At 69.5% G+C, this 23,649-nt stretch carries 19 protein-coding genes; 2 read left to right on the forward strand and 17 right to left on the reverse strand.

Going from position 1 to position 23,649, the window contains the following annotated elements:
* Positions 1-12: 12 nt before the first annotated feature.
* From K6753_RS13345 to K6753_RS13395, 11 genes are all read right to left on the reverse strand, one after another.
* Complete coding sequence (locus tag K6753_RS13345; RefSeq protein WP_223676959.1) at positions 13-1,698, reverse strand: BatD family protein; 1,686 nt, start codon at positions 1,696-1,698, stop codon at positions 13-15.
* Positions 1,698-3,470, reverse strand: coding sequence for a VWA domain-containing protein (locus K6753_RS13350; protein WP_223676960.1), 1,773 nt, complete (start codon positions 3,468-3,470; stop codon positions 1,698-1,700). The genes K6753_RS13345 and K6753_RS13350 overlap by 1 nt, the downstream gene beginning before the upstream one ends.
* Positions 3,471-3,481: 11 nt before the next feature.
* Positions 3,482-4,522 carry a vWA domain-containing protein gene (locus K6753_RS13355; RefSeq protein WP_223676998.1) on the reverse strand — a complete coding sequence of 347 codons (1,041 nt, stop codon included), beginning with the start codon at positions 4,520-4,522 and terminating at the stop codon, positions 3,482-3,484.
* Positions 4,522-4,983 carry a DUF4381 family protein gene (locus K6753_RS13360; RefSeq protein ID WP_223676961.1) on the reverse strand — a complete coding sequence of 154 codons (462 nt, stop codon included), beginning with the start codon at positions 4,981-4,983 and terminating at the stop codon, positions 4,522-4,524. Before K6753_RS13360 ends, K6753_RS13355 begins: the two co-directional genes overlap by 1 nt.
* Entirely contained in the window at positions 4,983-5,903 is a 921-nt protein-coding gene (locus K6753_RS13365; RefSeq protein WP_223676962.1) for a DUF58 domain-containing protein, read from the reverse strand. Before K6753_RS13365 ends, K6753_RS13360 begins: the two co-directional genes overlap by 1 nt.
* A gap of 160 nt (positions 5,904-6,063) precedes the next feature.
* Complete coding sequence (locus K6753_RS13370) at positions 6,064-7,083, reverse strand: AAA family ATPase (protein ID WP_223676963.1); 1,020 nt, start codon at positions 7,081-7,083, stop codon at positions 6,064-6,066.
* Positions 7,084-7,266: 183 nt separating this feature from the next.
* Entirely contained in the window at positions 7,267-9,207 is a 1,941-nt protein-coding gene (locus tag K6753_RS13375; RefSeq protein ID WP_223676964.1) for a type IV pilus secretin PilQ, read from the reverse strand.
* Between the two features lie 17 nt (positions 9,208-9,224).
* Entirely contained in the window at positions 9,225-9,734 is a 510-nt protein-coding gene (locus K6753_RS13380) for a pilus assembly protein PilP (RefSeq protein ID WP_223676999.1), read from the reverse strand.
* Positions 9,735-9,780: 46 nt separating this feature from the next.
* Positions 9,781-10,443 carry a type IV pilus inner membrane component PilO gene (locus tag K6753_RS13385; RefSeq protein ID WP_223676965.1) on the reverse strand — a complete coding sequence of 221 codons (663 nt, stop codon included), beginning with the start codon at positions 10,441-10,443 and terminating at the stop codon, positions 9,781-9,783.
* Positions 10,440-11,162 (reverse strand): PilN domain-containing protein, encoded by a 723-nt coding sequence (locus K6753_RS13390; RefSeq protein WP_223676966.1) that lies wholly within the window; start codon positions 11,160-11,162, stop codon positions 10,440-10,442. Before K6753_RS13390 ends, K6753_RS13385 begins: the two co-directional genes overlap by 4 nt.
* Positions 11,162-12,220 (reverse strand): pilus assembly protein PilM, encoded by a 1,059-nt coding sequence (locus K6753_RS13395; RefSeq protein WP_223676967.1) that lies wholly within the window; start codon positions 12,218-12,220, stop codon positions 11,162-11,164. Before K6753_RS13395 ends, K6753_RS13390 begins: the two co-directional genes overlap by 1 nt.
* A 247-nt stretch (positions 12,221-12,467) precedes the next feature.
* On the opposite strand from K6753_RS13395, the gene K6753_RS13400 reads away from it, so the two are divergent.
* Positions 12,468-14,981 carry a penicillin-binding protein 1A gene (locus tag K6753_RS13400; RefSeq protein ID WP_223676968.1) on the forward strand — a complete coding sequence of 838 codons (2,514 nt, stop codon included), beginning with the start codon at positions 12,468-12,470 and terminating at the stop codon, positions 14,979-14,981.
* 109 nt (positions 14,982-15,090) lie between these two features.
* Positions 15,091-15,753, forward strand: coding sequence for a hypothetical protein (locus tag K6753_RS13405; RefSeq protein ID WP_223676969.1), 663 nt, complete (start codon positions 15,091-15,093; stop codon positions 15,751-15,753).
* A gap of 87 nt (positions 15,754-15,840) precedes the next feature.
* On the opposite strand, the gene K6753_RS13410 is transcribed toward K6753_RS13405, so the two are convergent.
* The 6 genes from K6753_RS13410 to K6753_RS13435 form a co-directional block, all read right to left on the reverse strand.
* Entirely contained in the window at positions 15,841-17,142 is a 1,302-nt protein-coding gene (locus tag K6753_RS13410; protein WP_223676970.1) for a citrate synthase, read from the reverse strand.
* Positions 17,143-17,457: 315 nt separating this feature from the next.
* Positions 17,458-17,700 (reverse strand): type B 50S ribosomal protein L31, encoded by a 243-nt coding sequence (locus K6753_RS13415; RefSeq protein WP_223676971.1) that lies wholly within the window; start codon positions 17,698-17,700, stop codon positions 17,458-17,460.
* A gap of 82 nt (positions 17,701-17,782) precedes the next feature.
* Complete coding sequence (locus K6753_RS13420) at positions 17,783-18,730, reverse strand: nucleoside hydrolase (protein WP_223676972.1); 948 nt, start codon at positions 18,728-18,730, stop codon at positions 17,783-17,785.
* 31 nt (positions 18,731-18,761) lie between these two features.
* Entirely contained in the window at positions 18,762-20,897 is a 2,136-nt protein-coding gene (recG, locus tag K6753_RS13425) for an ATP-dependent DNA helicase RecG (RefSeq protein WP_223676973.1), read from the reverse strand.
* A gap of 55 nt (positions 20,898-20,952) precedes the next feature.
* Positions 20,953-21,336 carry a RidA family protein gene (locus tag K6753_RS13430; RefSeq protein ID WP_223676974.1) on the reverse strand — a complete coding sequence of 128 codons (384 nt, stop codon included), beginning with the start codon at positions 21,334-21,336 and terminating at the stop codon, positions 20,953-20,955.
* A 97-nt stretch (positions 21,337-21,433) separates the two neighbouring features.
* Entirely contained in the window at positions 21,434-23,617 is a 2,184-nt protein-coding gene (locus K6753_RS13435; protein WP_223676975.1) for a RelA/SpoT family protein, read from the reverse strand.
* Between the last annotated feature and the right edge of the window lie 32 nt (positions 23,618-23,649).

A 23,649-nucleotide genomic window follows, 5' to 3' on the forward strand; every position in this document is an offset into this window, starting at 1 on the left:
CACCCGCCGCGGTTATGACCGAGGGCGCGACTGCGTTGGATACAGCGGTGGCAGGGGCTCTTCGGTCCTTGCCACGTCCGCGCTGCGCCACCTCGGGCCGCTGGCGAACGCGCTGCGCGCGGCCGCGCGCGCCTGCACCCCGTCGCCGCCGGCCCAACGCGCGCGCTCGATCGCTTCAACCGCTTCGCGCTGGGCCGGGTCGTCGAGCCGCTGCAACAACATGTCCACGTCGGCGGCCGGCGGGTCGGCCATTGCACGAAGTGTGTCGACCACGCTGCCGAGGTCGCCGGTGTCGAGCGCACGCTTGAGTTCGACGCGGCTCAGCCGGGTCCCATCGGTACGGAGCACTGCGGGCGCCTGCCCGGCGCCCAGCGCTGGCGCACCGCGACGGTGCAACGCCCAGAGCAGCGTCACCAGCCAAAGCGCAGCGAATGCCAGCGCGACCAGCGCCCATGGCATCGCATCGCCGTTGATGGGCCCAGCCTCGTCTCGTAGCGCGCCCGATGCCGGTGGTGCCGCCGCATCCGGGGTGGCACCGGGCGCGGGGTCCGCTCCGGCACGCCCGGGGGCGACCGTCCACGTCAGCGGCGGCAGTGCGGCCGTGCGCGCAGCGCCCGCGCGGACGTCCCACCATCCCAGCCTCAGCCCTTCAAGCCGTGCCGGTCCGGCCTGCGCCGGAACAAGCGAGAACCGCCTGGTCACGGTGACGCGCGGGCGGCCCTGGTCGAAGCTCTCGTCGCTCTGTTCCGGCTCCGGGAAGACCTGGACGCCGTCGATGTGGGGCAGCACCAGTTCGGGCATCTGCGCGGCGGTCGCGCCATCGGCCGTCGCCTGCACCTCCAGCGTGGCCGCCGTGCCCGCGTGCAGCGATTGCGGCGTGGTGCGGTAGCGCAGTTCAAGGCCGTGCAACGGCAACCACGGCTGGGGGGCATTGTCCGGCGCGCGACGGACCTGCAGGAAGCGCGGCGCGGCTTCGGCTTCCAGCGTCGCCCCGCGTCCGCCGAAGAAATCATCGAAGAAACCACCCGTGCCGCGCCCTTCGAACCGGGCGCCGGGAATGGACAGCGTGCCGCTGCGTTCGGGGATCAGCTGGAAGCGGCGCTCGACGATGGTGTAACGGCGCCCGGCGATCGACTTTGTGTACTGCGCGTCCTGTCCCACCCGCTGCAGCGACGCGCCCTCCGGTGCCGGCTGGTCGATCTGCCCGGAGATCAGCGGCACCGCCGAGTACAGGCGCACCGTCCAGCCCACGGCCTGCTGGACGTACGGGTCCTGGTCGTCGGCCTCGCTCTCCATGAAGACGTCGTCGCCGGCGCGCGCGGGCACGCGCGCTGTCGAGCCCGTCACCGTCAACGGCAACGGCTGGGTGCGCTCGCCGCCGACGGTCAGCGAGGGCACGGTGATGACGCCCTCGCGCAACGGCCGCAAGGCCACCGCGTACAGGGTGCGGGTGACGCTGCGGCCGTTCACCCGCTCGAACTCGCGCCGGCTCGCATGGCCGCTGGCCTGGAATTCGCCGCGTAGGGGGCCGTAGTCCGGGGCGCCGCTGGCGGTCGTCTCGATGTTGAGGGTTACCGTCTCGCCCATGCCGATGCGATCGCGGTCCAGCCAGGCGCGCGTTTCGGCGTGCGCCGGCGCGGCCAGCAGCGCGGTGGCCGCCAGCAGCCAGGTCAGCAATGGGCGTAGCAGGGAATGCATCAGTCGTCATCCTCGTGGAGTCCGCGGATGCGGCGGCGTTCGTGTTCGAGCCGGAACTTCTCGCGCAGCAGCCCGCCCGGGTCGTCAGGCACGCGGCGCAGCCAGGCTTCGTTGGCGAGGCGCTGCTCGCGCTGTTCGGGGGTTTCGTTGAGGGGTGCCTGCGCGACGTCCGCCTGCTCGCCGTCGTCGGCCTTTTCCAGCGCGCGTTGCATGCGTTCGCGCTGCGCGGCATCGGCCTGGCGCTGGGCTTCGGCGCGGGCCTCGTCCTGTGCCTGCGCGCCGCTTTCGCTGTCAGCCGGATCGCGCTCCTCGTCCCGTTTCTCGGGGGACTCGGAGGGGTCGGACGCGGACTCGTTCGGACCGCCCTTGGGCGGCGTGTCGGAATCGGCGTCGCCGGGTTGCGGCTCGCCGCTGTCGCCGTCCTGCTTGGAGTCGTCGTCGCTGCGGCCCTCGCCGCCACCCGACGGAGGCTGGCGCTGCATTGCGGCCTGTACCGCCTGGCGGTTGGCCAAGGCGTCAGGCATGCCCGGCTCCAGTTCCAAGGCTCGGTCGTAGGCCGCGATGGCGCCCTCGTAGTCACCGGCCTTGACCAGCGCATTGCCGCGGTTGTAATGGCCGTCCGCGCTGTCGACCTGCCGGTACAGCGTGGCGGCGCGCTCGAAGTCGCCCGCACGGTAGGCGTCGGTGCCTTCCTGCAGCCGCTCGTGCCGGGCCTGGTCGGCGCGCTTCCACCAGTCGCCTTCTTGCGTCTGGGCGCGCACGGGCGAGACGCCCAGACCCAGACCCAGTGCCAGCACCAGTACGGCCGCACCCCCGCGGCGGCGGAACGCCCACACCGCCAGCAGCATCAGCGGCGGAAGCAGCCAGTAGCCGTCGTCGACCCAGGTCCGACCCTGCACGCCGGTCTCGCCGTCCGCGGCCACCTGCGTGGGATCGAGCACGCCGAGGGCCGCAAGGTCGGCGGAATCCGCGGTCAAGGCCGCATACGCGCCGCCGCCCTGCCCCGCCATGCGCTCCAGCGACGCAGCGTCCAACTGCGCACGCGACAGCCCACCACCCAAGTCGCTGTAGGTGCCGCCTTGCACGCGACCCAGGCCGAGTGCGGAGACGGTGAATCCTTCGGCCCGGGCGCGGGCGGCCGCATCGATGGCGCGCGCGTCGGCACTATCGGTCAGCAGCAGGATCTGGCCGCGTTCGACGCCGGATTGGCGCAACAGGCGCGCCGCGAGGTCGATCGCGCGATCGGGCCGCTGCCCGTCGACCGGCATGACATCCGGATGCAGCGCATCGAGGAATATCGCGACATTGGCGGCATCGGCCGTCACCGGCGTCACGGTGAAGGCGTCTTCGGCAAAGGCCACCAGCCCCACCTGCCCACCGCTGCGCTCGCGCAGCAACTCGGCCAACTTGGCGCGGGCCTGCGCAAGGCGCGACGGCGGCAGGTCGTTGGCGAGCGTGGCGCGCGACAGGTCGATGGCAACCACCAGCGGCATGCGGCTCTGCCACAGCGGCTGCTCGACCTGCCGCCAGCTGGGCCCGGCCAGCGCCAGCACCGCCAGCAGGTAGGCCAGCGACGCCAGCCAGACCGGCGCCTGCGCGCGTTTCGATGTCGCGCGTTCGACCAGGTGCGGCAACAGGTGGGGGTCGACCGCGCTGCGCCAGACGTTGGCGCGCTGCCGGCGCCGGTTCCACAGCCACAGCGTAGGCGGCAGGGCGAGCAGCGCCCACAGCCACGCCGGACGCAGAAGGTGCAGGTCGGCGAGCAGGTCCATGCCCGGCATCGTCATGCGACACCGCCTTTCGCCCGCAGCCGCGGCGGCCGGACCATCGCCAGCAGGGCGAGCAGCCACGCGACGGCCAGCGGCCACGCATAGCGCTCGATCTTCGGCCGCACCGCTTCACCGGGCCGCTCCACCGGCTCCAGCCGGTCGATCTCGCCGTAGATGCCCGCCAGCTCGCCGGTGTCGCGGGCGCGGAAGAAGCGCCCGCCGGTTGCCTCGGCAATGGCGCGCAGGGTGCCCTCGTCGATGTCGTCGCCACCGCCGGGCATCGGCAACTGGAAGCCGAACACCGACATCGTGCCGTCGCCGCCGAACGCCACCGTGTGCACGCGCACGCCGTTGTCGCGCGCCAGTTGCGCGGCCTTGTCGGGCATCAGCACGCCTGCGGTGTTGACGCCGTCGGTCAGGAGGATCAGCACGCGCTGTCCCGGGGGTTGCGAGCGCAGGCGCTTGACCGCCAGGCCGATCGCATCGCCGATGGCGGTTTCCTGCCCGGCCAGCCCCACCACGGCGTCATCGAGCTGCGCGCGCACGGTGTCGCGGTCCAACGTCAGCGGCGTCAGCACGTAGGCCCGCCGGCCGAACACGATCAGGCCGACGCGGTCGCCCTCGCGGCGTTCCAGGAAGTCGTTGAGCACGGCCGTGGCCGCGGTGAGGCGGTCCACCGGGCGATTGCCCAGCGCCATGTCCGGCTGGTTCATGCTGCCCGACAGGTCCAGCGCCAGCATCAGGTCGCGACCGGCCTGGGGCGGTTGCACGGGCTCGCCAAGCTGCTGCGGCCGCGCGGCCGCCACACACAACAGCACCCAGGCTACCCATGCGACGGCCCCGGCCATGCCGACGCGGCGACCGCGACCGCCACCGCGCGCGATGGCATGCAGCGTGTCCGGCGAGTAAGGCACGTTGAGCGCGGGCGATACACCTTTCGCGGAGGGCAGCAGGTACCGCACCAGCCACGGTGCCGGCAGTGCCAGCAGCATCCACGGCCACGCCAGTTCGATGCCGAACGGCAGGGGCGGCAATGCGTCCAGCCAGGTGCCCATCACGCGTCCATCCATGACAGGAACCTTGCGCGCGCCAAGGGACGCAGCGCTTCGACCTCCGACTGTGCGGTGTCGGCGCGGTAGCCGCCGTCGAGCAGCAGGCGGCCCGGCCCCTGGCTGAAGGGTTGGCGCGCATCGTCCCCGTCCAGCAGGGACAGCCATGCGTCACCATCGAACCGGTCGGCGCCCGGGTCGCGCCGCCGCGCGGCACGCCTCAGCAGTCCCGACATCGCTTCGACCTGCAACGCGGGCGAGGCCGCATTTTCGACCGCAGCATCGAACCACGCCGCGATGCGCCGCTGCCGGCGGCGACGGCGCGCGCGCCATGCCCACGTGATCGCCAACACGGCCACCACCACCGCGGCCACGGCCCACCATCCGGGCGCCGGCGGCCACCACGAGGGCGGCGGCGGCTGGTGCACGTCGCGCAATACCAGCGTAGCGAGGACGGTTGCGTGCATCACGCCACCAGCGGCCGAGGTTGCCCCAGCAGCGGCAGCCAGGCGTCGCTGGCCGCATCGGTGGACAGCGCCTGCACGCGCACGCCACGCGAAGGCAACGCGGCCAGCGCGCGCGCGACCGGTTCGGCGAACTGCGCACTCCACTGCCGCCGCTGGGCGGGGCGGGCGAGGTCGAGCTCGATGCGCGCTGCGCCGCCACGGAAAGGCAACAGCGCATCGGGCGGCGCCATCTCCAGCGGGTCGGTCATCAGCAGCACGATCACCTCATGGTGCTGCGCCAGCCCGGTCCAGCGCCGCGCGGGAATCGACGGCACGCTCTGCGCGTCCGCCAGCACGACCAGACGTGACCCGGGTCGCAGCAGGCGCGCGGCGTGCTCAAGTGCGGTGTCCAGTCCGTCATCGTCGTCGGGGCGCGCGCCGTACCAGCGCACCAATGCATCGAGCGCGCGCAACGCACCGCGTGGACCGCCGGCCGGCGTGACCGGGGGTTCGCGCCGGCTGCCGCGCAGCGCCGCGATGCGGTCGCCGTCGCGCACCGCCGCCCAAGCCGCCACCGCACCGGCGCGCGCGGCCTGCACCGACTTGAAACGCACACGGGTGCCGAAATACAGCGTAGGCGGGGTATCGGCGACCAGCAGGGTCAGCCGTTCGCGCTCGGCCTGGTAGAGCTTGGTGTGGGCGCGGCCCGTGCGGGCGGTCAGGCGCCAATCGATATGGCGCGCGTCATCGCCAGCCACGTACTCGCGCGACTCGGCGTACTCCATGCCGCGTCCCCGCATGGGTGACAGCGCATGGCCACTGGCACCGTGACGACCGTGGCGCGCCGCCCGCCGCCCCTGCACGGCGGCGCGCAGGGCGATCAGCTCGGCCAGGGAGGGCCGGACGCCATCGCCGCCGGCGGTGTCGGAAGCCTGGGTCATGACACGAGGCCCGGTTCTGCAGCACGGGAGCTGCATGTCGCGCCGCGGGAAGCGTCAGCGGGTACGGGCGCGCGGGCGGCAACGGCCATCGACCGTCGAACGAATGGCGACCGCACTGTGCGGGGTGCTGTCGGAGCGATGCGCATGCAGCACACCGCCATCAGGGCAGCGGCACCTGCCGCAGCAACTCGGCCACCAGGCGGTCGCCATCCCAGCCCTCGGCCGTGGCCTCGTAGCTGGGTAGCAGGCGGTGGCGGAGCACATCCGGTGCGATGGCGCGCACGTCGTCCGGGGTGACGTAGTCGCGACCGGCCAGCCACGCATGGGCGCGGGCACAGCGCTCCAGCGCGATCGAGCCGCGCGGGCTTGCGCCCCATGCAATGCGGCGAGCGAGGTCTGCGTCGTAGCGCGACGCATCGCGCGAGGCCAGCGTGAGTTCGATCAGATACCGCTCGACCGCGGGCGCCAGGTGGAGGTCGAGCACTTCGGCGCGGGCCGCGAAGACGTCTTCGAGCGACAACCGTGCGGGCGTGTCGGCCTGGCTCCGCATCGCGTTTCGCGCCCGGTCGCGCGCCAGCTTCAGGATCTGCGCCTCGGCCTCCGCCTCCGGATAGCCGATCCGCACGTGCATGAGGAACCGGTCGAGCTGCGCCTCAGGCAGCGGGAACGTGCCTTCCTGTTCGATCGGATTCTGGGTGGCCATCACCAGGAACAGCGTCGGCAGCGGATAGGTCGCACGCCCGACGGTCACCTGGCGTTCGCCCATCGCCTCGAGCAACGCCGACTGCACCTTCGCCGGCGCGCGGTTGATCTCGTCGGCCAGCAGGATGGGATGGAACACCGGTCCCGCCTGGAACTCGAAGCGGCCGTCCTGCGGCCGCCACACCTCGGTACCGGTGAGGTCGGCCGGCAGCAGGTCCGGGGTGAACTGGATGCGCGCGAAGTCGGCCTCCAGCCGCGATGCGAGGGCGCGAATCGCCGACGTCTTGGCTAGACCCGGTGCACCTTCGACCAGTAGATGGCCATCGGCCAGCAATGCGATCAGCAGGCGGTCGATCAGCGCGGACTGTCCGACGATCTCGGCGGCAAGTCCGTCCCGGAGGCCACGGAATGCCGTGTGCAGGCGCGACTCGCGCCCGGGGGGCGCGTCATGCGGTGTCTCGAGGTTGCGACTGTCCATGGATCTCCGCGTCGGGCATCGGAAAGACCGGCCACCTGCCGGGCGGGTCAGTTTGACCCATGTTCAACGGGAGATTCGACCCATGCATGAACGGCCGATGGTCCCCGCCCGTCCGGTATCGGGAACCGCACAAAAGAAACGGGGGCCTCTCGGCCCCCGTCGCTCTCTACGTATTTCGATCTATCAGTTGCGCTGCGCGACCTTGAGCACCTTCGGCGTCACCATGATCAGCAGCTCGGCCTTGTCCTTGGCGCGCGACGTGTTCTTGAACAGGTTGCCCAGGAACGGGATGTCGCCCAGGAACGGCACCTTCGATACGTCGTCGCGGTTGCGGAACTCGTAGACGCCACCGATCACGACCGTCTGCCCGTCCTCGACCAGCACCGCGGTGTTGACCGCGCGCTTGCTGATCTGCGGCACGTCGCCGATGCCGGTATCGATAAAGCCTTCGATCTCGTCCTTCTTGACGTTCATGTTTAGGAACACACGGCCGTCGTTGGTGATGGTCGGGGTAACCCGCATCTCCAGCAGCACGTCCTTGAACTCGACCGTCGGCGTCGGGACGCTGCCTGCCGTCGCCGGACGGATCGTCACGTAGCCCACTTCCTGACCCTGCGTGATGACCGCTTCGCGTTGGTTGCTGGTCACGATGCGGGGGTTGGAGATGACCTCGCCACGCCCCTGCTCCTGCATCGCTGACAGCTCGACGTCCAGCGCGTAGCCGGCATTGAGGATTGCCAGTGCGATGGAACCGGCCGGGTTGGCAACGCCGAGGTTGCTCATCAGGCCGCGGGACAGTTCGTACAGGGGCTCGCCTTCCGCCACGGCCTCGTCGAAGGAGCCCTGACTATTAACATTGTTCTCGATGGTGTCGTTGAACCAGACGTCGCCGCCGTTGGTGTATCCGGATACACCGAAGCGTGCACCCAGGTCGCGCGAGAAACTTTCGGTGGCGATCACCACGCGCGCCTCGATGATGACCTGATCCACCGGACGGTCGATGACGCGGATGAGTTCCTTCATCTGCTCGACCTTCTTGGGGATGTCGCTCACCATCAGCGTGTTGGTGCGCTCGTCCGCCACCAACCGGCCACGCGGCGACAGGAAGCCGTTGTCGCTGTTGCCGCCGCCGCCGGCGCCGCCCTGGCCACCGCCGCTACCACCGATGCCCTTGGCCTCGGTCAGCGCGGTGAAGATCTGCTCGGCGTTGTGGTAGTTGATCTGGACGTACTCGGTCACCAGGTCAACACGGTTCTCCAGGGCGATTCGCGCGTCTTCCTTGTCCTGCTCGAACTTGGCGATCTCGGCCTGCGGGGCCACCCACACCACGTTGCCACTGCGGCGCTTGTCGAGCCCCTTGGACTGCAACACGATGTCCAGCGCCTGGTCCCACGGCACGTTCACCAGGCGCAGGGTCACGTTGCCCTGCACGGTGTCGGACGCCACGATGTTGAGGTTGGACTCCTCGGCGATCAGCTGCAGCACGGTACGGACCGGCACGTCCTGGAAGTTGAACGTCACCGGACGACCGCTGTAGGCCCGCGACTCGGCCGCCGTGGCAGCCGTCGCGCCACCCTGGTCCGGTGCGCCGACGGCACGGCCGGCCGCCGGTGCGGTCGGCATGATCTCGACGATGTAGTCCCGACCCGTCTGGTAAGCCATCGACTCGAACTGGCCCCGTGTATCCAGCACCAGCAACGTGCCCGAACCGGAGGGGCGTGCGTCGATGCGTTGCACCGGCGTCGCGAAGTCGGTGACGTTGAGCGGACGCTGCAGGCTGGCGGGCAACTGTGCGTTACCGACGTCCACCATCACCTGCGTACCCTGCGTGCGCAGGTCGGGCATGGCGCCTTCGCCGGAGAAGGTTAGGATCAACTTGCCGGCGCCGTCCTGGCCGCGCTTGAAGTCGATCTTCGACACCTCGATGGCGCCCGGCAGTTGCTTGGCGGGATCTGCGCTCGGTACGGGCGCGGTCTGCGCCACCAGCGACGGCGCGATGCCGGCCGAGGGCGCGGCGTGCACCGCGGTGAATGCGGCAAGCGTCCCTGCCGCCAGACCGATAACGGTCGTGCTGAGCAGGGGGCGGCGGGCGGTCCGCGAGCGGTTCGCGTTGAGTACGGTCATCGTGCTATCCCCCAAAATCATTGATCTTCCAACGCGACCGTGGCCGGACGTTCCAGCCAACCACCCGCGCCATCCGGCACCAGTTCCATCAATTCGATGCGGTCTTCAAAAATCCCGGTCACGCGGCCATCGCTCTGGCCCATGTACGCGCCGGGCCGCACCCGGTAGGTCACGCGGTCGGGCGCCATCACCAGCGCCACCAGACCGCCACCACGCCCCAGCGTGCCGACCATGTCGAGGCTGTCGAGCGGGAACTGCTCGAGCGTCTGCTTGCGACGTGCCGAATCGGGACGCGGACCACTGCCGCCGCTCTCGTCGCGGAAGGCGCGGCTGAAGGGGTCACGCAGCGACTGCGCGGCGTATTCAAAGGTTTCGAACTGCTGCATCACCGGCAACGGGTCCAGGGGCGGCGCCGGCCGCGCTTTCACCTCGGCCACCCAGTTCTCGAGGTTGGGTGCTTCACCGGGTTCGCTCGTAATGCCGCGCGAGCAACCCGCCACCAGCACCGCTACACCCAGCACGAGCATCAGTCGAGGTGCCTTGCGGCTCCTGCGAGCATCGACGTCACGCATGTCAGCCCTCCCCCTCGGCGGCATCCGCGCCTTCTTCGTCGTCCGCGATTTCCTCTTCGTCGAGGTAACGATATGTCTTCACGGTGCCCGCCAGCTCCAGCGGGGCGTTGGCGCCGATGACGCCGTTCTCCTTGTCGCGCGGCTGCAGCGAAATGTCGTGCATGGTCATGATCACCACGCGCGGCAGCGAGGCCACGCCACTGACGAACGCACCGAACTGGTGGTACGTGCCCACCATCCGCAGCGCGATCGGCTTCTCGGCGTAGAACTCCTTGGGCTCTTCCGGACCGGGCTGGAACAGTTCGTTGGCGATACCGGTGGCCAGCGCGGTCTGCGAGATGTCGACGATCAGGTCGGGCATCTCGGTCTTGCTCGGAAGCTGGCGCAGCATCTGCTGCAGCTGCTGCTCCATCTGTGCCAGTTGCTGCTTGAGCGGCTCGAGGTTGGACGCGCGGCCCTGCTTGGTTTCGAACTCCTGGCGCAGCTCCGTCTCGGTGCGCTCCAGGCGTTCGAGTTCGTCGCGCTTGTCACTGACGAACAACCACCACGCCAGGCCGACGATGACCACGGCAATGATCGCGCAGAAGCCGATCTGCGCATTGCGCGGCCAACCGCCAATGTTGTTGAAGTCCAGCTCGCGCAGGTTCACCTTCTTCTGGCTCATGACGCGGCTCCCGTGTCGGTGTCTTCGGGCGTGGCCTGCGTCTCCGCTTCAGCGGCGGGCGCAGGCGCGGCGGTACCGTCCACCGGCGCGGCATTGGGTTCGGCCAGCGGGTCGGCGGCAGCCTCGACCGGCTGCGGATCGTCCGGGATGCCGTCGCCGTCCGCGTCCACGGGCGCATTCGGATTGGCCAGCTTCACCGACAGCGTGAACTGGTACGGCAGGGCCTTGTCGTCGCCGGCCGCCTCGATGATCGAAAGGTCCGGATTGCTCATCCAGCCCGAGCCTTCGAGGTTGCGCAGGTAGGTACTGACTCGCGCGTTGGACTGCGCGCGGCCATCCAGGGTCAGCGTCTGGCTGTCCTGCTTGATCGCGGTCAGGACCACGCCGTCGGGAATGGTGCGCACCAGCGAGTCGAACAGGTGGACCATCTGGGAACGGTTGGCCTGCAACTCCTCGATCACTTCCTTGCGGGCCAGCAACCGCGCCTTCTGTTCGTCGAGCTTCTCGATCTCGGTGATCGCGGCGTCGACCTCGGTGATCTGCTGCTCGAGGTAGGCGTTGCGTTCCTTCTGTCCGTCGATCTGGCCGTTGTGGTAGCTGATGATCAGGAACGCCAGGGCGATGGCGGCGATGACGCTGACGCCCACCATCTTGATGAAGTCCTGCTGGCGCTGCTTGCGTCGTTCCGCGCGCCAGGGGAGCAGGTTGATCCGTGCCATCAGTCGAAGCTCCTCAGCGCCAGCCCGCAGGCGATCATCAGGGCCGGGGCGTCCTGCGCCAGGGCATGCGCCTGGACGCGCGGCCCCAAGGTCATGTGCGCCAGCGGGTTGGCCACGATGGTCGGCACACCCAGTTGCTCCTCCACCATCTGGGCGATGCCCGGGATGGCGGCGCAGCCGCCGGCGAGCACCACCTGGTCGACGCGGTTGTGCTCGCTGCCGGCGTAGAAGAACTGCAACAGGCGGCTCACCTGCTGGACCATCGCTTCCTTGAACGGCTCCAGCACTTCGGCCTCGTAGCTTTCCGGCAGCCCGCCCTGGCGCTTGGCCATGCCGGCTTCCTCGTAGCTCAGGCCGTAACGGCGCATGACCTCGTCGGTCAGCTGCTTGCCGCCGAAGACCTGCTCGCGGTTGTAGAGGTTTCGCCCGTTACGCAGCACGTTGAGCGTGGTCATCGTGGCGCCGGAGTCGATCAGCGCGACGATGCCGTCCTTCGGGATGTTGAGCTGGTCGGCCAGTAGTGCGAACGCGTTCTCGATCGCGAACACCTCCACGTCCATCACCTTGGGCGTCAACCCGCCCAGCTCCAGCGCGGAGGCGCGGACCTCGACGTTCTCGGCGCGCGAAGCCGCCAGCAGGACCTGCACCGACTCGGGGTTGCCGGGCATCGGCCCCAGCACCTCGAAGTCCAGGTTCACTTCCTCGATCGGATACGGCACGTAATTGACCGCTTCCAGCTCGATCTGCGACTCCATGTCGTCGTCGTCCAGGTCGGCCGGCATCGGGATCACCTTGGTGATCACCGCCGAGCCGGCCACCGCCGCTGCGGCATGGCGGACCCGGGTGCCCGAACGCGACACGGCACGCTTGATGGCCTCGCCCACGGCTTCGGGCTCGACGATGTTCTTCTCAACCACCGCATTGGGCGGCAAGGGCTCGACCGCGTAGTGCTCCACGCGATAACGGTTGCCCGATCGCGAGAGCTGCAAAAGCTTGACTGCAGTCGAACTGATATCCACGCCGACGAGCGCCGGCTGGCTTTTTGTGATGACGCCCACTGTTTTCTCCCCTTGCCACAGGCGCTTACGCGCACTTCGTGTGACCGCGTCTTAAATAACGGACTTTTCACAGGCTGGCAACCACTTCCTTGCGGTTTTGCCCAGCAACGCGCGTTTCCCCCTTGTCCCCCGTCTCCGCCGCAGGCCCTTGACGTGGCCGGCGCGGCTGGGCCCGCAAAGTGCCGGGCCCGTTGAGCCGCTCCTCTATACTCCACGGCCACGACACCCGCAATCGGAACCTGCTTCGATGCCCGTTTTCCGCCGCCTGATTCGCTGGGCGCTGTTCGCGCTTGCCGGCGTGGCCTTCTTCGCCTCGCTCGCCCTCAGCTCGATGTACCTCGTGATGGTCCCGAAGCTGCCGGACGTAGAGACCCTGCGCAACGTCGAGATGCAGGAGCCGATGTACGTCTACTCGCGAGACGGCCAGCTGATGGCGCTGTTCGGCGAGATGCGCCGGTACCCCGTCAACATCGACGACGTGCCCGAGCGCCAGAAGCAGGCGTTTATCGCCATCGAGGACGCCCGCTTCTACGACCACCACGGCGTGGACTACAAGGGCGTGCTGCGCGCAATCTGGCTGCTGGCCACCACCGACGATGCCCGCGTTCCCGGCGGCTCCACCATCACCCAGCAGGTGGCGCGCCAGTTCTTCCTCGACTCCGAGTACAGCTACACCCGCAAGCTGCGCGAGATGCTGCTGGCCATGCGCATGGAGCGCGAGCTGAGCAAGGACGAGATCTTCGAGCTGTACCTCAACAAGAGCTTCTTCGGTAACCGCGCCTATGGCATCGCCGCGGCGGCGGAGTTCTATTACGGCAAGAAGCTCGAAGAGCTTGCGCTCGACGAGATGGCGTCGCTGGCCGGCATTCCGAAGTTCCCCTCCAGCGGCAACCCGCTGAGCAACCCTGAACGCGCCAAGGAACGCCGCGACTACATCCTGCAGCGCATGGCCGAGCTGGACTTCATCAGCGCCGCCGAGGCCTCGCGCGCGCAGTCGGTGCCGATGCACGCCATCGCCTATGAACGCCCCACGGAGGTCTACGCACCGTACGTAGCCGAGATGGTGCGACAGGAAATGATCGCCCGCTACGGCGCCGAAGCGCTGACCGAGGGCTTCCACGTCACCACCACGCTGGATCCGGAGCTGCAGGCGGCCGCCAACCGCGCGATCCGGGACGGGCTGATGACCTACGACGCCCGGCATGGCTGGCACGGCGTGGAGCAGCAGTTCGAGCTGGCCGAGGGCGAGGACGCGGTGACCGTCGGCCGACGCCTGCGCAACATCCCGACCCAGTCGGACATGGAGCCCGCCATCGTGCTGTCGACCGATGGCGCGGAGGCCACCGTGGCACTGCGCGACGGCCGCCAGGTCACCCTGGAGGCGGACAGCGGATTCGCCGGCCGCAGCCCGGGCCGCTTGGTCGAACGCGGCGACCTCGTGCGCGTGCTGGCCGTGCTGGACGACGAGGAAGAGGCCAAGATCGATCCGCGGGAAGGCGTGGCGGCGGACGCCCCGGTTGCCGCGAAGATCGACCGCTACAAACTCACTCAATTGCCGCGTGGCCAGGCGGCGCTGGTCTCGCTCGAGCCCCACGACGGTGCGCTCCGTGCGCTGTCGGGCGGCTTCAGCTTCGCCGGCAGCAAGTTCAACCGGGCGGTGCAGGCACGGCGCCAGCCGGGCTCGAGCTTCAAGCCGTTCGTGTATGCGGCCTCGTTCGAGCGCGGCTTCAGTCCCGCCTCGATCGTGGTGGACGCCCCGGTCGTGTTCCGCCAGCGCAATGGCAAGGTGTGGCGTCCGCAGAACGACTCGGGCAACTTCGCCGGCCCGATGCGCCTGCGCGAGGCGATGGTGCAGTCACGCAACCTGGTATCGGTGCGCCTGCTGGACGCCATCGGCGTGGATTTCGCGCGCAAGTACATCAGCCACTTCGGCTTCGAAGAGGAGCACCTGCCGCCGAACCTGTCGATGTCGCTGGGCACCGCGTCGCTGACCCCGATGTCGGTCGCGCGCGGGTATTCCGCCTTCGCCAACGGCGGGTTCCGGATCACGCCTTGGTTCATCGACGAGGTGCGTGACCGCAACGGCGCGGTGGTGTTCAAGGAGAAGCCCGCCACGGCATGCCCGAATTGCGCAATCGGTGCAACGAGCAGCGCGGCGCGCCCTGCGACCGAAGTCGCCGGCTTCAACCTGGGCCCGGCGCGCGCCGCCGCGGCGCCCCAAGCCGAAGCGTCGCCCGAGCGGGAGGTGGCCAAGCCGGCCGCCGACGTGCCGCTGGCACCGCGCGCCATCGATGGCCGCATCGCCTACCAGGTGGTGTCGATGCTGCGCGACGTGGTGCAGCGCGGCACCGGCACGGCCGCGAAGGTCTTGGAGCGTGAGGACGTCGGCGGTAAGACCGGTTCGACCAACGATTACCGTGACGCCTGGTTCTCCGGCGTGGGCGGCCCGTTCGTCACGACCGTGTGGGTCGGGCGCGACGACTTCCAGTCGCTCGGTTACCGCGAGTACGGCGGCCGCGCCGCGCTTCCGATCTGGATCGACTACATGCGCGTGGCACTGGAGGACCAGCCACTGGCGGCGCATGAGCCGCCGCAGGGCATGGTCCGCGTGTCGGTCGCGCCCAACGGCAGCCTGCTGCCCGAAGGCAGCGGCGGCGTACAGGAGTGGGTCAAGGCCGAGGACCTGGACCGCATGCAGAGCTACAGCAACTACGGCGCGGACGATGACGCTCCGGCCGAGGAGTCGTTCGACATCTTCTGATCCCGAGGCGCTGGCGACGCGTTCACCGGCCCGTGCTAGCGTGGCACGTGCCGGGCCAGCCGGCCCGTGGCGGACGTCCGCCACCGTGTCCGCCGAGGAGGCCGTCGCCATGCGTCCCGTCCGACAGCACGCACACCTGCATGCCCAGACCCGCACCCGCGAACGCCGCCACCGGCTGGCCCACGAAGCCGCGCGCCTGATGGCCGAAGGCGGCGTGCGCGACTACCACCAGGCCAAGCTCAAGGCGGCAGAACGCCTGGGCATCACCGACGATGCGTCCCTCCCGCGCAACCGGGAAATCGAGGACGCGCTGCGCGAGTACCAGCGGCTGTTCCAGCCCGACGCGAATGACGCCCTGGCCGAGCGTCGCCAGGCGGCGGTGCATGCCATGGAGTTCTTCATGCCGTTCGACCCGCGTCTGGTCGGGCCGGTGCTGGACGGCACCGCCGATGCGCGCAGCGCAGTCAGCCTGCACCTGCACGCCGACGACCCGGACGCGGTGCCGCGCTGGCTCGACCAGCACGGCATCCCGACCGAACCGCGCAGCCGGCGCCTGCGGCTGGACCGCGACCGCAGCGAAGACTTCCCGGTGTGGGTGTTCAGCGCCGACGACGTGGGCTTCGATATCACCGTGCTCCCGCACAACGTGCTGCGGCAGGCTCCGCTCTCCAGCGTCGACGAGAAGCCGATGGCGCGTGCATCCCTGGCGCAGCTGCGCCAGTTGCTGGCCGAGGACGAAATCGGCGGATACGAACGCGACGGTCTGGGCTGAAGCACGCCCGTTCGCATCTGGTCCAGGAATGAAAACGCCCCGCATTCGCGGGGCGTCTGGTAACAGCTGGCGTGAACGGAGCGCGCCTCAGCGCTTGCCCATCGCCACGTAGTCGCGCTGTGCCGAGCCGGTGTAGATCTGACGCGGACGGCCGATCTTGTTTTCCGGATCGTTCTGCTGCTCCAGCCAGTGCGACACCCAGCCAGCGGTGCGCGCGATCGCGAACATCACGGTGAACATCTCCACCGGGATGCCGAGCGCCTTGTAGATGATGCCGCTGTAGAAGTCGACATTCGGGTACAGCTTGCGCTGCACGAAGTAGTCGTCCTTCAGCGCGGCCTCTTCCAGCTTCATCGCGACATCCAGCAGCGGATCGTTGACGCCCAGCTGGCCCAGCACGTCGTGGGTCATCTTGCGCACCAGCGCCGCGCGCGGGTCGTAGTTCTTGTAGACGCGGTGGCCGAAGCCCATCAGGCGGAAGCCCGACTCCTTGTCCTTGGCCTTCTCGACCGCGGACTTGACGTTCTCCGGACGGCCGATCTCCTCGAGCATCTTCAGCACGGCCTCGTTGGCGCCGCCGTGCGCGGGTCCCCACAGCGCGGCCACGCCGGAGGCGACGCTCACGTACGGGTTGGCACCGGTGGAACCGACCAGGCGCACCGTCGAGGTCGAGGCGTTCTGCTCGTGGTCGGCGTGCAGGATGAAGAGCAGGTCCATCGCCTTGGCGGCGACCGGGTCGAGCTCCAGCGGCTCGCTCGGGACCTCGTACATCATGTGCAGGAAGCGCGTGGTGTAGTCGAGGTTGTTGCGCGGGTAGCGCAGCGGCCAGCCGATCGAGTGGCGGTAGCAGGCGGCGGCCACGGTCGGGACCTTGGCGATCAGGCGGATCGCCGCGAGGCGGCGCTGCTCGGGATCTTCCAGGTCCAGGTCGTTGTGGTAGAAGCTCGCCATCGAGCCGAGCATGCCGACCAGCATCGCCATCGGGTGCGCGTCGTGGCGGAAGCCGCCGAGGAAGCTCTTGAAGGCCTCGTGCATCATCGTGTGATGCGTGACCTCGTGCTCGAACGCCGAGAACTCGTCCTTGCCGGGCAAATCGCCGTTCATCAGCAGGTACGCGACCTCCAGGAAGCTGGCGTGTTCGGCCAGCTGCTCGATCGGGTAGCCGCGGTACAGCAGCACGCCCTCTTCGCCGTCGATGTAGGTGATCGCCGACTTGCAGCTGGCGGTCGCGGTGAAGCCCGGGTCGTAGGTGAAGCAGCCGGTTTCCTTGGGCAGCTTGGCGATGTCGATGCACGGCGCGCCCAGCGTCGGGTGCTGCACGGGCAGGACGACATTCTTGTCGCCGGCGGCAAGGGTGGCCTGGGCCAGGCCAGACTTGGAATCGGACACGGAACACTCCTCATGTCTGCGGGCAGCGGCACGGGCCGATGCACGGAGGGGGACAGGGAATCGGCTCGCAAGGCGAACCGTGACCGCCAATTATCGCATACCGGCCTGCGGTCGATACCCCGGCGCATTGTGACGGGGCGGCCTGGACCCACGCTCGGGGCCGGGCGCACGCATGGGCTGCGGGAAATGCGCCGCCCGGCAGCACGCGCGCGGCACACACAGCCGCGCCGCCGCCTGATTAGGCAACGTGGGTCGGTCAACCAGAAACGAAAAACGGCTGCCCGGGGGCAGCCGTTCTCGCGACGCGGGACGCGCTTACTTGGCGTAGCGCTTGCGGAACTTGTCCACGCGGCCGCCGGTATCCATGATCTTGTGCTTGCCCGTATAGAACGGGTGCGACGCCGACGAGATGTCGACCTTGATCAGCGGGTACTCGTTGCCGTCGTCCAGCTTGACGGTCTCCTTGCTGGAGAGGGTCGAGCGGGTCAGGATCTGGAAATCCGTGGTCACGTCCTGGAAGACGACTTCACGGTATTCAGGATGGATGCCGGCCTTCATGGCACTCACCAATCATATGCGGGGAAAGTCGGGCAGTATAGCGGCCGACCCGCCCCCTGCGCAAGCGTCGTGACCGGCCGGATTATCCGGCCGCCAGCGCGTCCCTGACCCGCTGCTCGAACGCGGACTGGTCATACCGCAGCACCAGGCGCGCCGTGTCGGGCTGGCCACCCTGCCGCAACCAGTCCACCACCGTGGCGCCGCGTGTATGGCGGCCGTCCAGTTCGACCGCCACCGGCCGGGTCTGGTGCTCCAGCAGGCCCTCGGGCGCAAGCGCGCACGCCATCGCCAGCGCATCGGCCGAATGCCAGCGATCGCCGCGGCGGTCGGCCGACCACTCGCGCGTCTGGCGGGAAATGGCTTCGTAGAACGTCGCCCGGACACTGCCGGCCTGCAGCCACTTCACGACGTCGTCGTGTGGCAGGCCATGCGCCAGCGTGGCCTCCCAGTCGACGAGGTCGAACCCGCCGGCGGCACCGAACGCCTCGAACACGATGTACGCGGCCTCGGGGTCGAACGCGATGTTGAACTCGGCGGCAGCGGTAATGTTGCCGTGCGCGGTGAACGCGCCGCCCATCACCACCAGGCGGTCCACGCGTTGCGGCAACGTGGGGTCCAGCTTAAGCGCCAGCGCGAGGTTGGTCAGCGGGCCCAGGGCGACCAGCAGCAGGCGGCCGGCATGCTCGTGCGAGAGGCGCAGGATCGCCAGGGCGGCGTGCTCGGCTTCGGCCTTTCGCACCGCCGGCGCGTACCCGGTATCCCCGAAGCCGTCCTGCCCATGCACGTACGCGGCGTCGCGCGCCGGGTGCAGCAGCGGCGCATCACAGCCGGCGAACACGGGCACGTCCACCCCCGCGACTTCGCACAACTTCAGCGCGTTGCCGACCGTGTGCGACAGCCCCACGTTGCCGGCGGCGATGGTCAGGCCAACCACCTCGTGCCGGGCATCGGCGAAGGCCATCAGGATCGCAAGCGCGTCGTCCACGCCCGGGTCGGTATCGATCAGCAGCGGGATCTTGGAGGTGCTCATGCGGCCATTATGCCGACACCTGCCACAGCGCTCAGGCGCCAGCGTACCGCGCCGCGCCGCCCACCCAGCGCACGACGATGCGCTCGGCGATCTCGGGATGGTCGGCGAGCAGGCGCTCGGCGAGCTCGTGCACCTGCGGCAGCAGGTCGGCATCGCGCGCGAGGTCGGCGACACGGAAGCCGGCCAGGCCGGTCTGGCGCGTGCCCAGCAGCTCGCCGGGCCCGCGCAGCTCCAGATCCTTCTCGGCGATAACAAACCCGTCGCCGGTTTCGCGCATCGTCTCAAGTCGTGCGCGGGCGGTGGCCGACAGCGGCGACTGGTAGACCAGGACGCAGGATGATGCCGCGGTGCCGCGCCCGACGCGGCCGCGCAACTGGTGCAGCTGGGCCAGGCCGAGGCGCTCGGCGTTCTCGATCACCATCAGGGAGGCATTGGGTACGTCGACGCCGACTTCGATCACCGTGGTGGCGACCAGCAGGTCGATCTCACCGCCCTTGAAGGCCGCCATGGTCGACTGCTTGTCTGCCGGCTTCATGCGCCCGTGCACCAGCCCGAGCCGCACGTCAGGCAGCGCCGCACCGAGTTCCTCGAACGTGGTCTGCGCGGCCTGCGCGACGACCTCGTCGCTGTCGTCGATCAGGGTGCAGACCCAGTACGCCTGCCGCCCTTCGGCGCACGCCTGCCGGATGCGCTCGACGAGTTCCGGTCGCCGGCCAGCATTGAGCACCACGGTCTGCACCGGCGTGCGGCCGGGTGGCAACTCGTCGATCGCCGACACATCCAGGTCGGCATAGGCCGACATGGCCAGCGTGCGGGGAATGGGCGTGGCGGTCATCACCAGCTGGTGCGGCACGACGGCATCACGCGGAAGGCCGCCCGCGTCCGGGCCTTGCGCGCCCTTGTCGCGCAGTGCCAGCCGCTGGTGCACGCCGAAGCGGTGCTGCTCGTCGACGATGGCCAGCGCGAGGTTGTTGAAGGCCACGCCCTCCTGCATCAGCGCGTGGGTACCGACCACGACCTGGGCCTCCCCCGATGCCACGGCGTCCAGCGCTTGCCGGCGCGCACGGCCGGTGACCTTGCCGGCCAGCCACGCCAGCCGGACGCCGAGCGGCTCCAGCCAGCCGCGCAGGTTGGTCATGTGCTGTTCGGCCAGCAGCTCGGTCGGCGCCATCAACGCCGCCTGCCGGCCCGAGGCCACTGCCAGCATCGCGGCGAGCGCGGCCACCACCGTCTTGCCGCTGCCGACGTCGCCCTGCACCAGGCGCAGCATCGGTGTCGGCCGGCCAAGGTCGTCGGCGATCTGGTCGAACACGCGTTGCTGGGCGCCTGTCAGCGGGAACGGCAACGCATCGCGCAGACGCGCGGCGAGCTCAAGCCGGTCCAGGACGGGCGCGGCGTGCGCCTGTTGGACGATGCGCTGGCGCCTGAGGCTGAGGTGGTGGGCAAGCAATTCCTCGAGCGCGAGCCGCCGCTGTGCGGGATGGGTGCCGGCCAGTAGCGCGGCAACATCCTGGTCGCGGCCGGGCCGGTGGACGGCGAGAAGCGCCTCACGCAGCGAGGGCAACCGCAGTGCCGCACGCAGGTCGGGCGGGAGCAGTTCCAGCGCCTCGTCTCCAGGCAGCCGGTCCAGCGACAGGCCGATCAGCCGTCTCAGCGTCATGGGGCCGATGCCTTCTATCGACGGATAGACCGGGTCCAGCGCATCCCCAAGACCGTCGGCCTCGTCGTCGTCGATGACGCGGTAGCTGGGATGGACGATCTCCAGCCCGTTCTGCCCGGGCCGCGCCGTGCCGTAGCAGCGCACCCTCGTCCCCGGCTGGAACTGGGCGACCTGCGCGGCCCGGAAGTGGAAGAACCGCAGCACCAGCGTCGCGCGGGAGCCGTCGTCCAGCGCCACGCGCAGGACCGGGCGATAGCGGAAGCCGCGTTCGACCGCTTCCACCCGCCCTTCGACCTGCGCCGCCACGCCCGGTTGCAGGTCGGCGATGCGTGTCAGGCGCGTGCGGTCCTCGTACTGGCGCGGCAACTGCAGCCACAGGTCCTGCAGGCAGTGCAGCCCGCGGGCCGCGAACTTTTCAGCCACCCGCGGGCCGCAACCGGGCAGCGCCGTCAGGGGCGTGTCACCGATCACCGCGAGTGCGGGCGCAGGACGGGCGGCGCGCGGCATCACGTCGCTTCAGGTAACGGGCGTCATGCCAAACCGCCCTGCCCCGTGCGGCGGATCATTCAAGCACGAGTACCGCATCGACTTCGAACGCGGCGGCCTTGGGTAGCGCCGACACCTGGATGGTCGATCGGGCGGGATACGGCGCATCGAAGTACTCGGCCATCACGGCGTTGACCGCCGCGAAGTCGGAAAGATCGGTGACATACAGGCCCAGGCGCGCGACCTGCTCGAGCGAGCCGCCCGCCGCCTCGCACACCGCACGCAGGTTGTCGAAGGCCCGACGCGTCTGCGTCTGGATATCACCCGCCACCAGCTCGCCGGTGGCCGGGTCGAGCGGAATCTGGCCCGAGAGATAGACGGTGCCGCCCGCGCGCACGGCCTGCGAATACGGGCCGATGGCGGCCGGGGCCTGGTCGGTGTGGATGGCGATGCGGGGCATGCGGACTCCGGCGTCGGGGTGGCGCGCCAGTGTAGCGAAGCCAAGCGGTGGCACGGGGTCGGGATTTGCCGCGACGCGGCGTCGCCGCGTGCGATCGCTAGATCCGCTGGATGCCCATCACCACGCCCAGCCGGCGCACCTTGCGGATCACGTCGGCCAGGTGGCGCCGGTCGCTGACCTCGATGGCGAAGCGCAGCACCGCCATGTTGGCGTCGCGGTCGATGTACTCGACGCGGTCGATGTTGGAGTCGACCTCGGCGATGGCCGCGGCCACCTGCGCCAGCGCGCCGGGGCGGTTGTCGACTTCGATCTTGAGCGCGGCGGCGAAGTCGCCGCTGACCTCGCGGTCCCAGCCCACGGCCACCCAGCGATCGGGCGACTTGCGGTACTCGGCCACGTTAGAACAGTCCAGGCGGTGTACCACCAGACCCTTGCCCGCGGTGTGGTAGCCCATGATCTCGTCGCCCGGCACCGGCAGGCAGCAGTTGGCGAAGCTGATCACGCCACGCTCGGCGCCGGTGATCAGGATCTTGTCCTCCGGCAGCGCCACCGGGTCGGCGGCGCGACGCGGCGCCTTGCCCTTGGCCGCGCGCGCCAGCGACAGCGCCACCTGGCTGGGCATGCGGTTGCCCAGCGCGATGTCAGCCAGCAGGGCTTCCAGGCGCGGGTAACGGTGCTCGGCGAGGTATGCGTCGACGCGTTCGGCCGCCACGCGGTCCAGGGAGGTTTCCAGTGCCTCCAGCGCGCGGTCGAGCATGCGGTGGCCGAGCTGCACGGCGTCCTCGTGCCCGATCTGCTTGAGCTGCTGACGGATCGCCGTGCGCGCCTTGCCCGACACCACGAACTCCAGCCACTGCGGCTTGGGCGTGGAGGATTTGGCGGTGATCACTTCGATGCGCTGGCCGCTGGCGAGCTTGGTACGCAGCGGCGACAGCTTGCCGTCCACGCGCGCGGCCACGGCCGTGTTGCCGACATCGGTGTGCACCGCGTAGGCGAAGTCGAGGGCGGTGGCGTTGCGCGGCAGCGACAGGATGTCGCCCTGCGGCGTAAACAGGTAGACCTCGTCCGGGAACAGGTCGACCTTGACGTTCTCCAGGAACTCCAGCGACGAGCCGGTCGCGTGCTGCGACTCAACCAGCCCGGTGATCCAGCTGTGCGCACGGCTCTGCGCGCTGTTGGGGCCTTCGCCGCCGTCCTTGTAGGACCAGTGCGCAGCGATGCCGCGCTCGGCGATCAGGTCCATCTCCTCGGTGCGAATCTGCACTTCCACCGGTGAGCCGTACGGGCCGAACAGCACCGTGTGCAGCGACTGGTAACCGTTGGCCTTGGGGATGGCGATGAAGTCGCGGAAGCGCGCATCCAGCGGCTTGTACGTGGCGTGCACCACGCCCAGCGCGTGGTAGCAGTCGGCCACCGAGCGCACCACGATGCGGAAGCCGAACACGTCCATCACCTGGGTGAAGCTCTTGTGCTCGGCGCGCATCTTCGAATAGATGCTCCACGGCGACTTCACCCGGCTGATAAGGCGGTGCGGCAGCTTCTCCTTGGCCAGGCGCTGGGCGAGGTTGGCTTCGATCTGCACCAGCGACTCGCGCCGCACCACCGGCTGGGTGCGGATGCGCTTCTCGATCACGGCATGCCGCCACGGGTGCAGCGCACGGAAGCCCAGGTCCTGCAGCTCGGCCTTGATCAGGTTCATGCCCAGCCGCTGGGCAATCGGCGCGTGGATCTCCAGTGTTTCCAGCGCGATGCGCTCGCGCGCCTCGGCGCTTTGCGCGCCCAGCGTGCGCATGTTGTGCAGGCGGTCGGCCAGCTTGATCAGAATGACGCGCAGGTCGCGCGACATGGCCAGCAGCATCTTGCGGAAACTTTCGGCCGCGGCTTCCTGGCGGTCACGGAAGTGCAGCTTGTCGAGTTTGGTGACGCCGTCGACGAGCTCGGCCACGGTCTCGCCGAACTCGCCGGCCAGGCACTCGCGGGTGAGCGGCGTGTCCTCGATGGTGTCGTGCAGGATCGCCGCGATCAGCGTTTCGATGTCCAGCCCCTGGTCGGCCAGCACCTTGGCCACCGCGATGGGGTGGGTGATGTACGGCTCGCCGGACTTGCGCGTCTGCCCGGCATGCGCGGCCGCTCCCACCGCCCATGCACGCCGCAGCAACGCGCGCTGGTCGGCCGGCAGGTAGTGCGCGGCCTGCTCCAGCTCACGCACGTAGTCCGGCACCGACGGGTCGTCGGCGTCGGCCACGGCAGGCAGGCGGATGGCAGGTGCGGCAGGGGTCATGCGGGCAATCTACGCGCCTGCTGACGGGCGGC

The organism is Novilysobacter selenitireducens, assembly GCF_020026895.1.
GTDB classification, from domain to species: Bacteria; Pseudomonadota; Gammaproteobacteria; order Xanthomonadales; family Xanthomonadaceae; genus Lysobacter_C; species Lysobacter_C selenitireducens.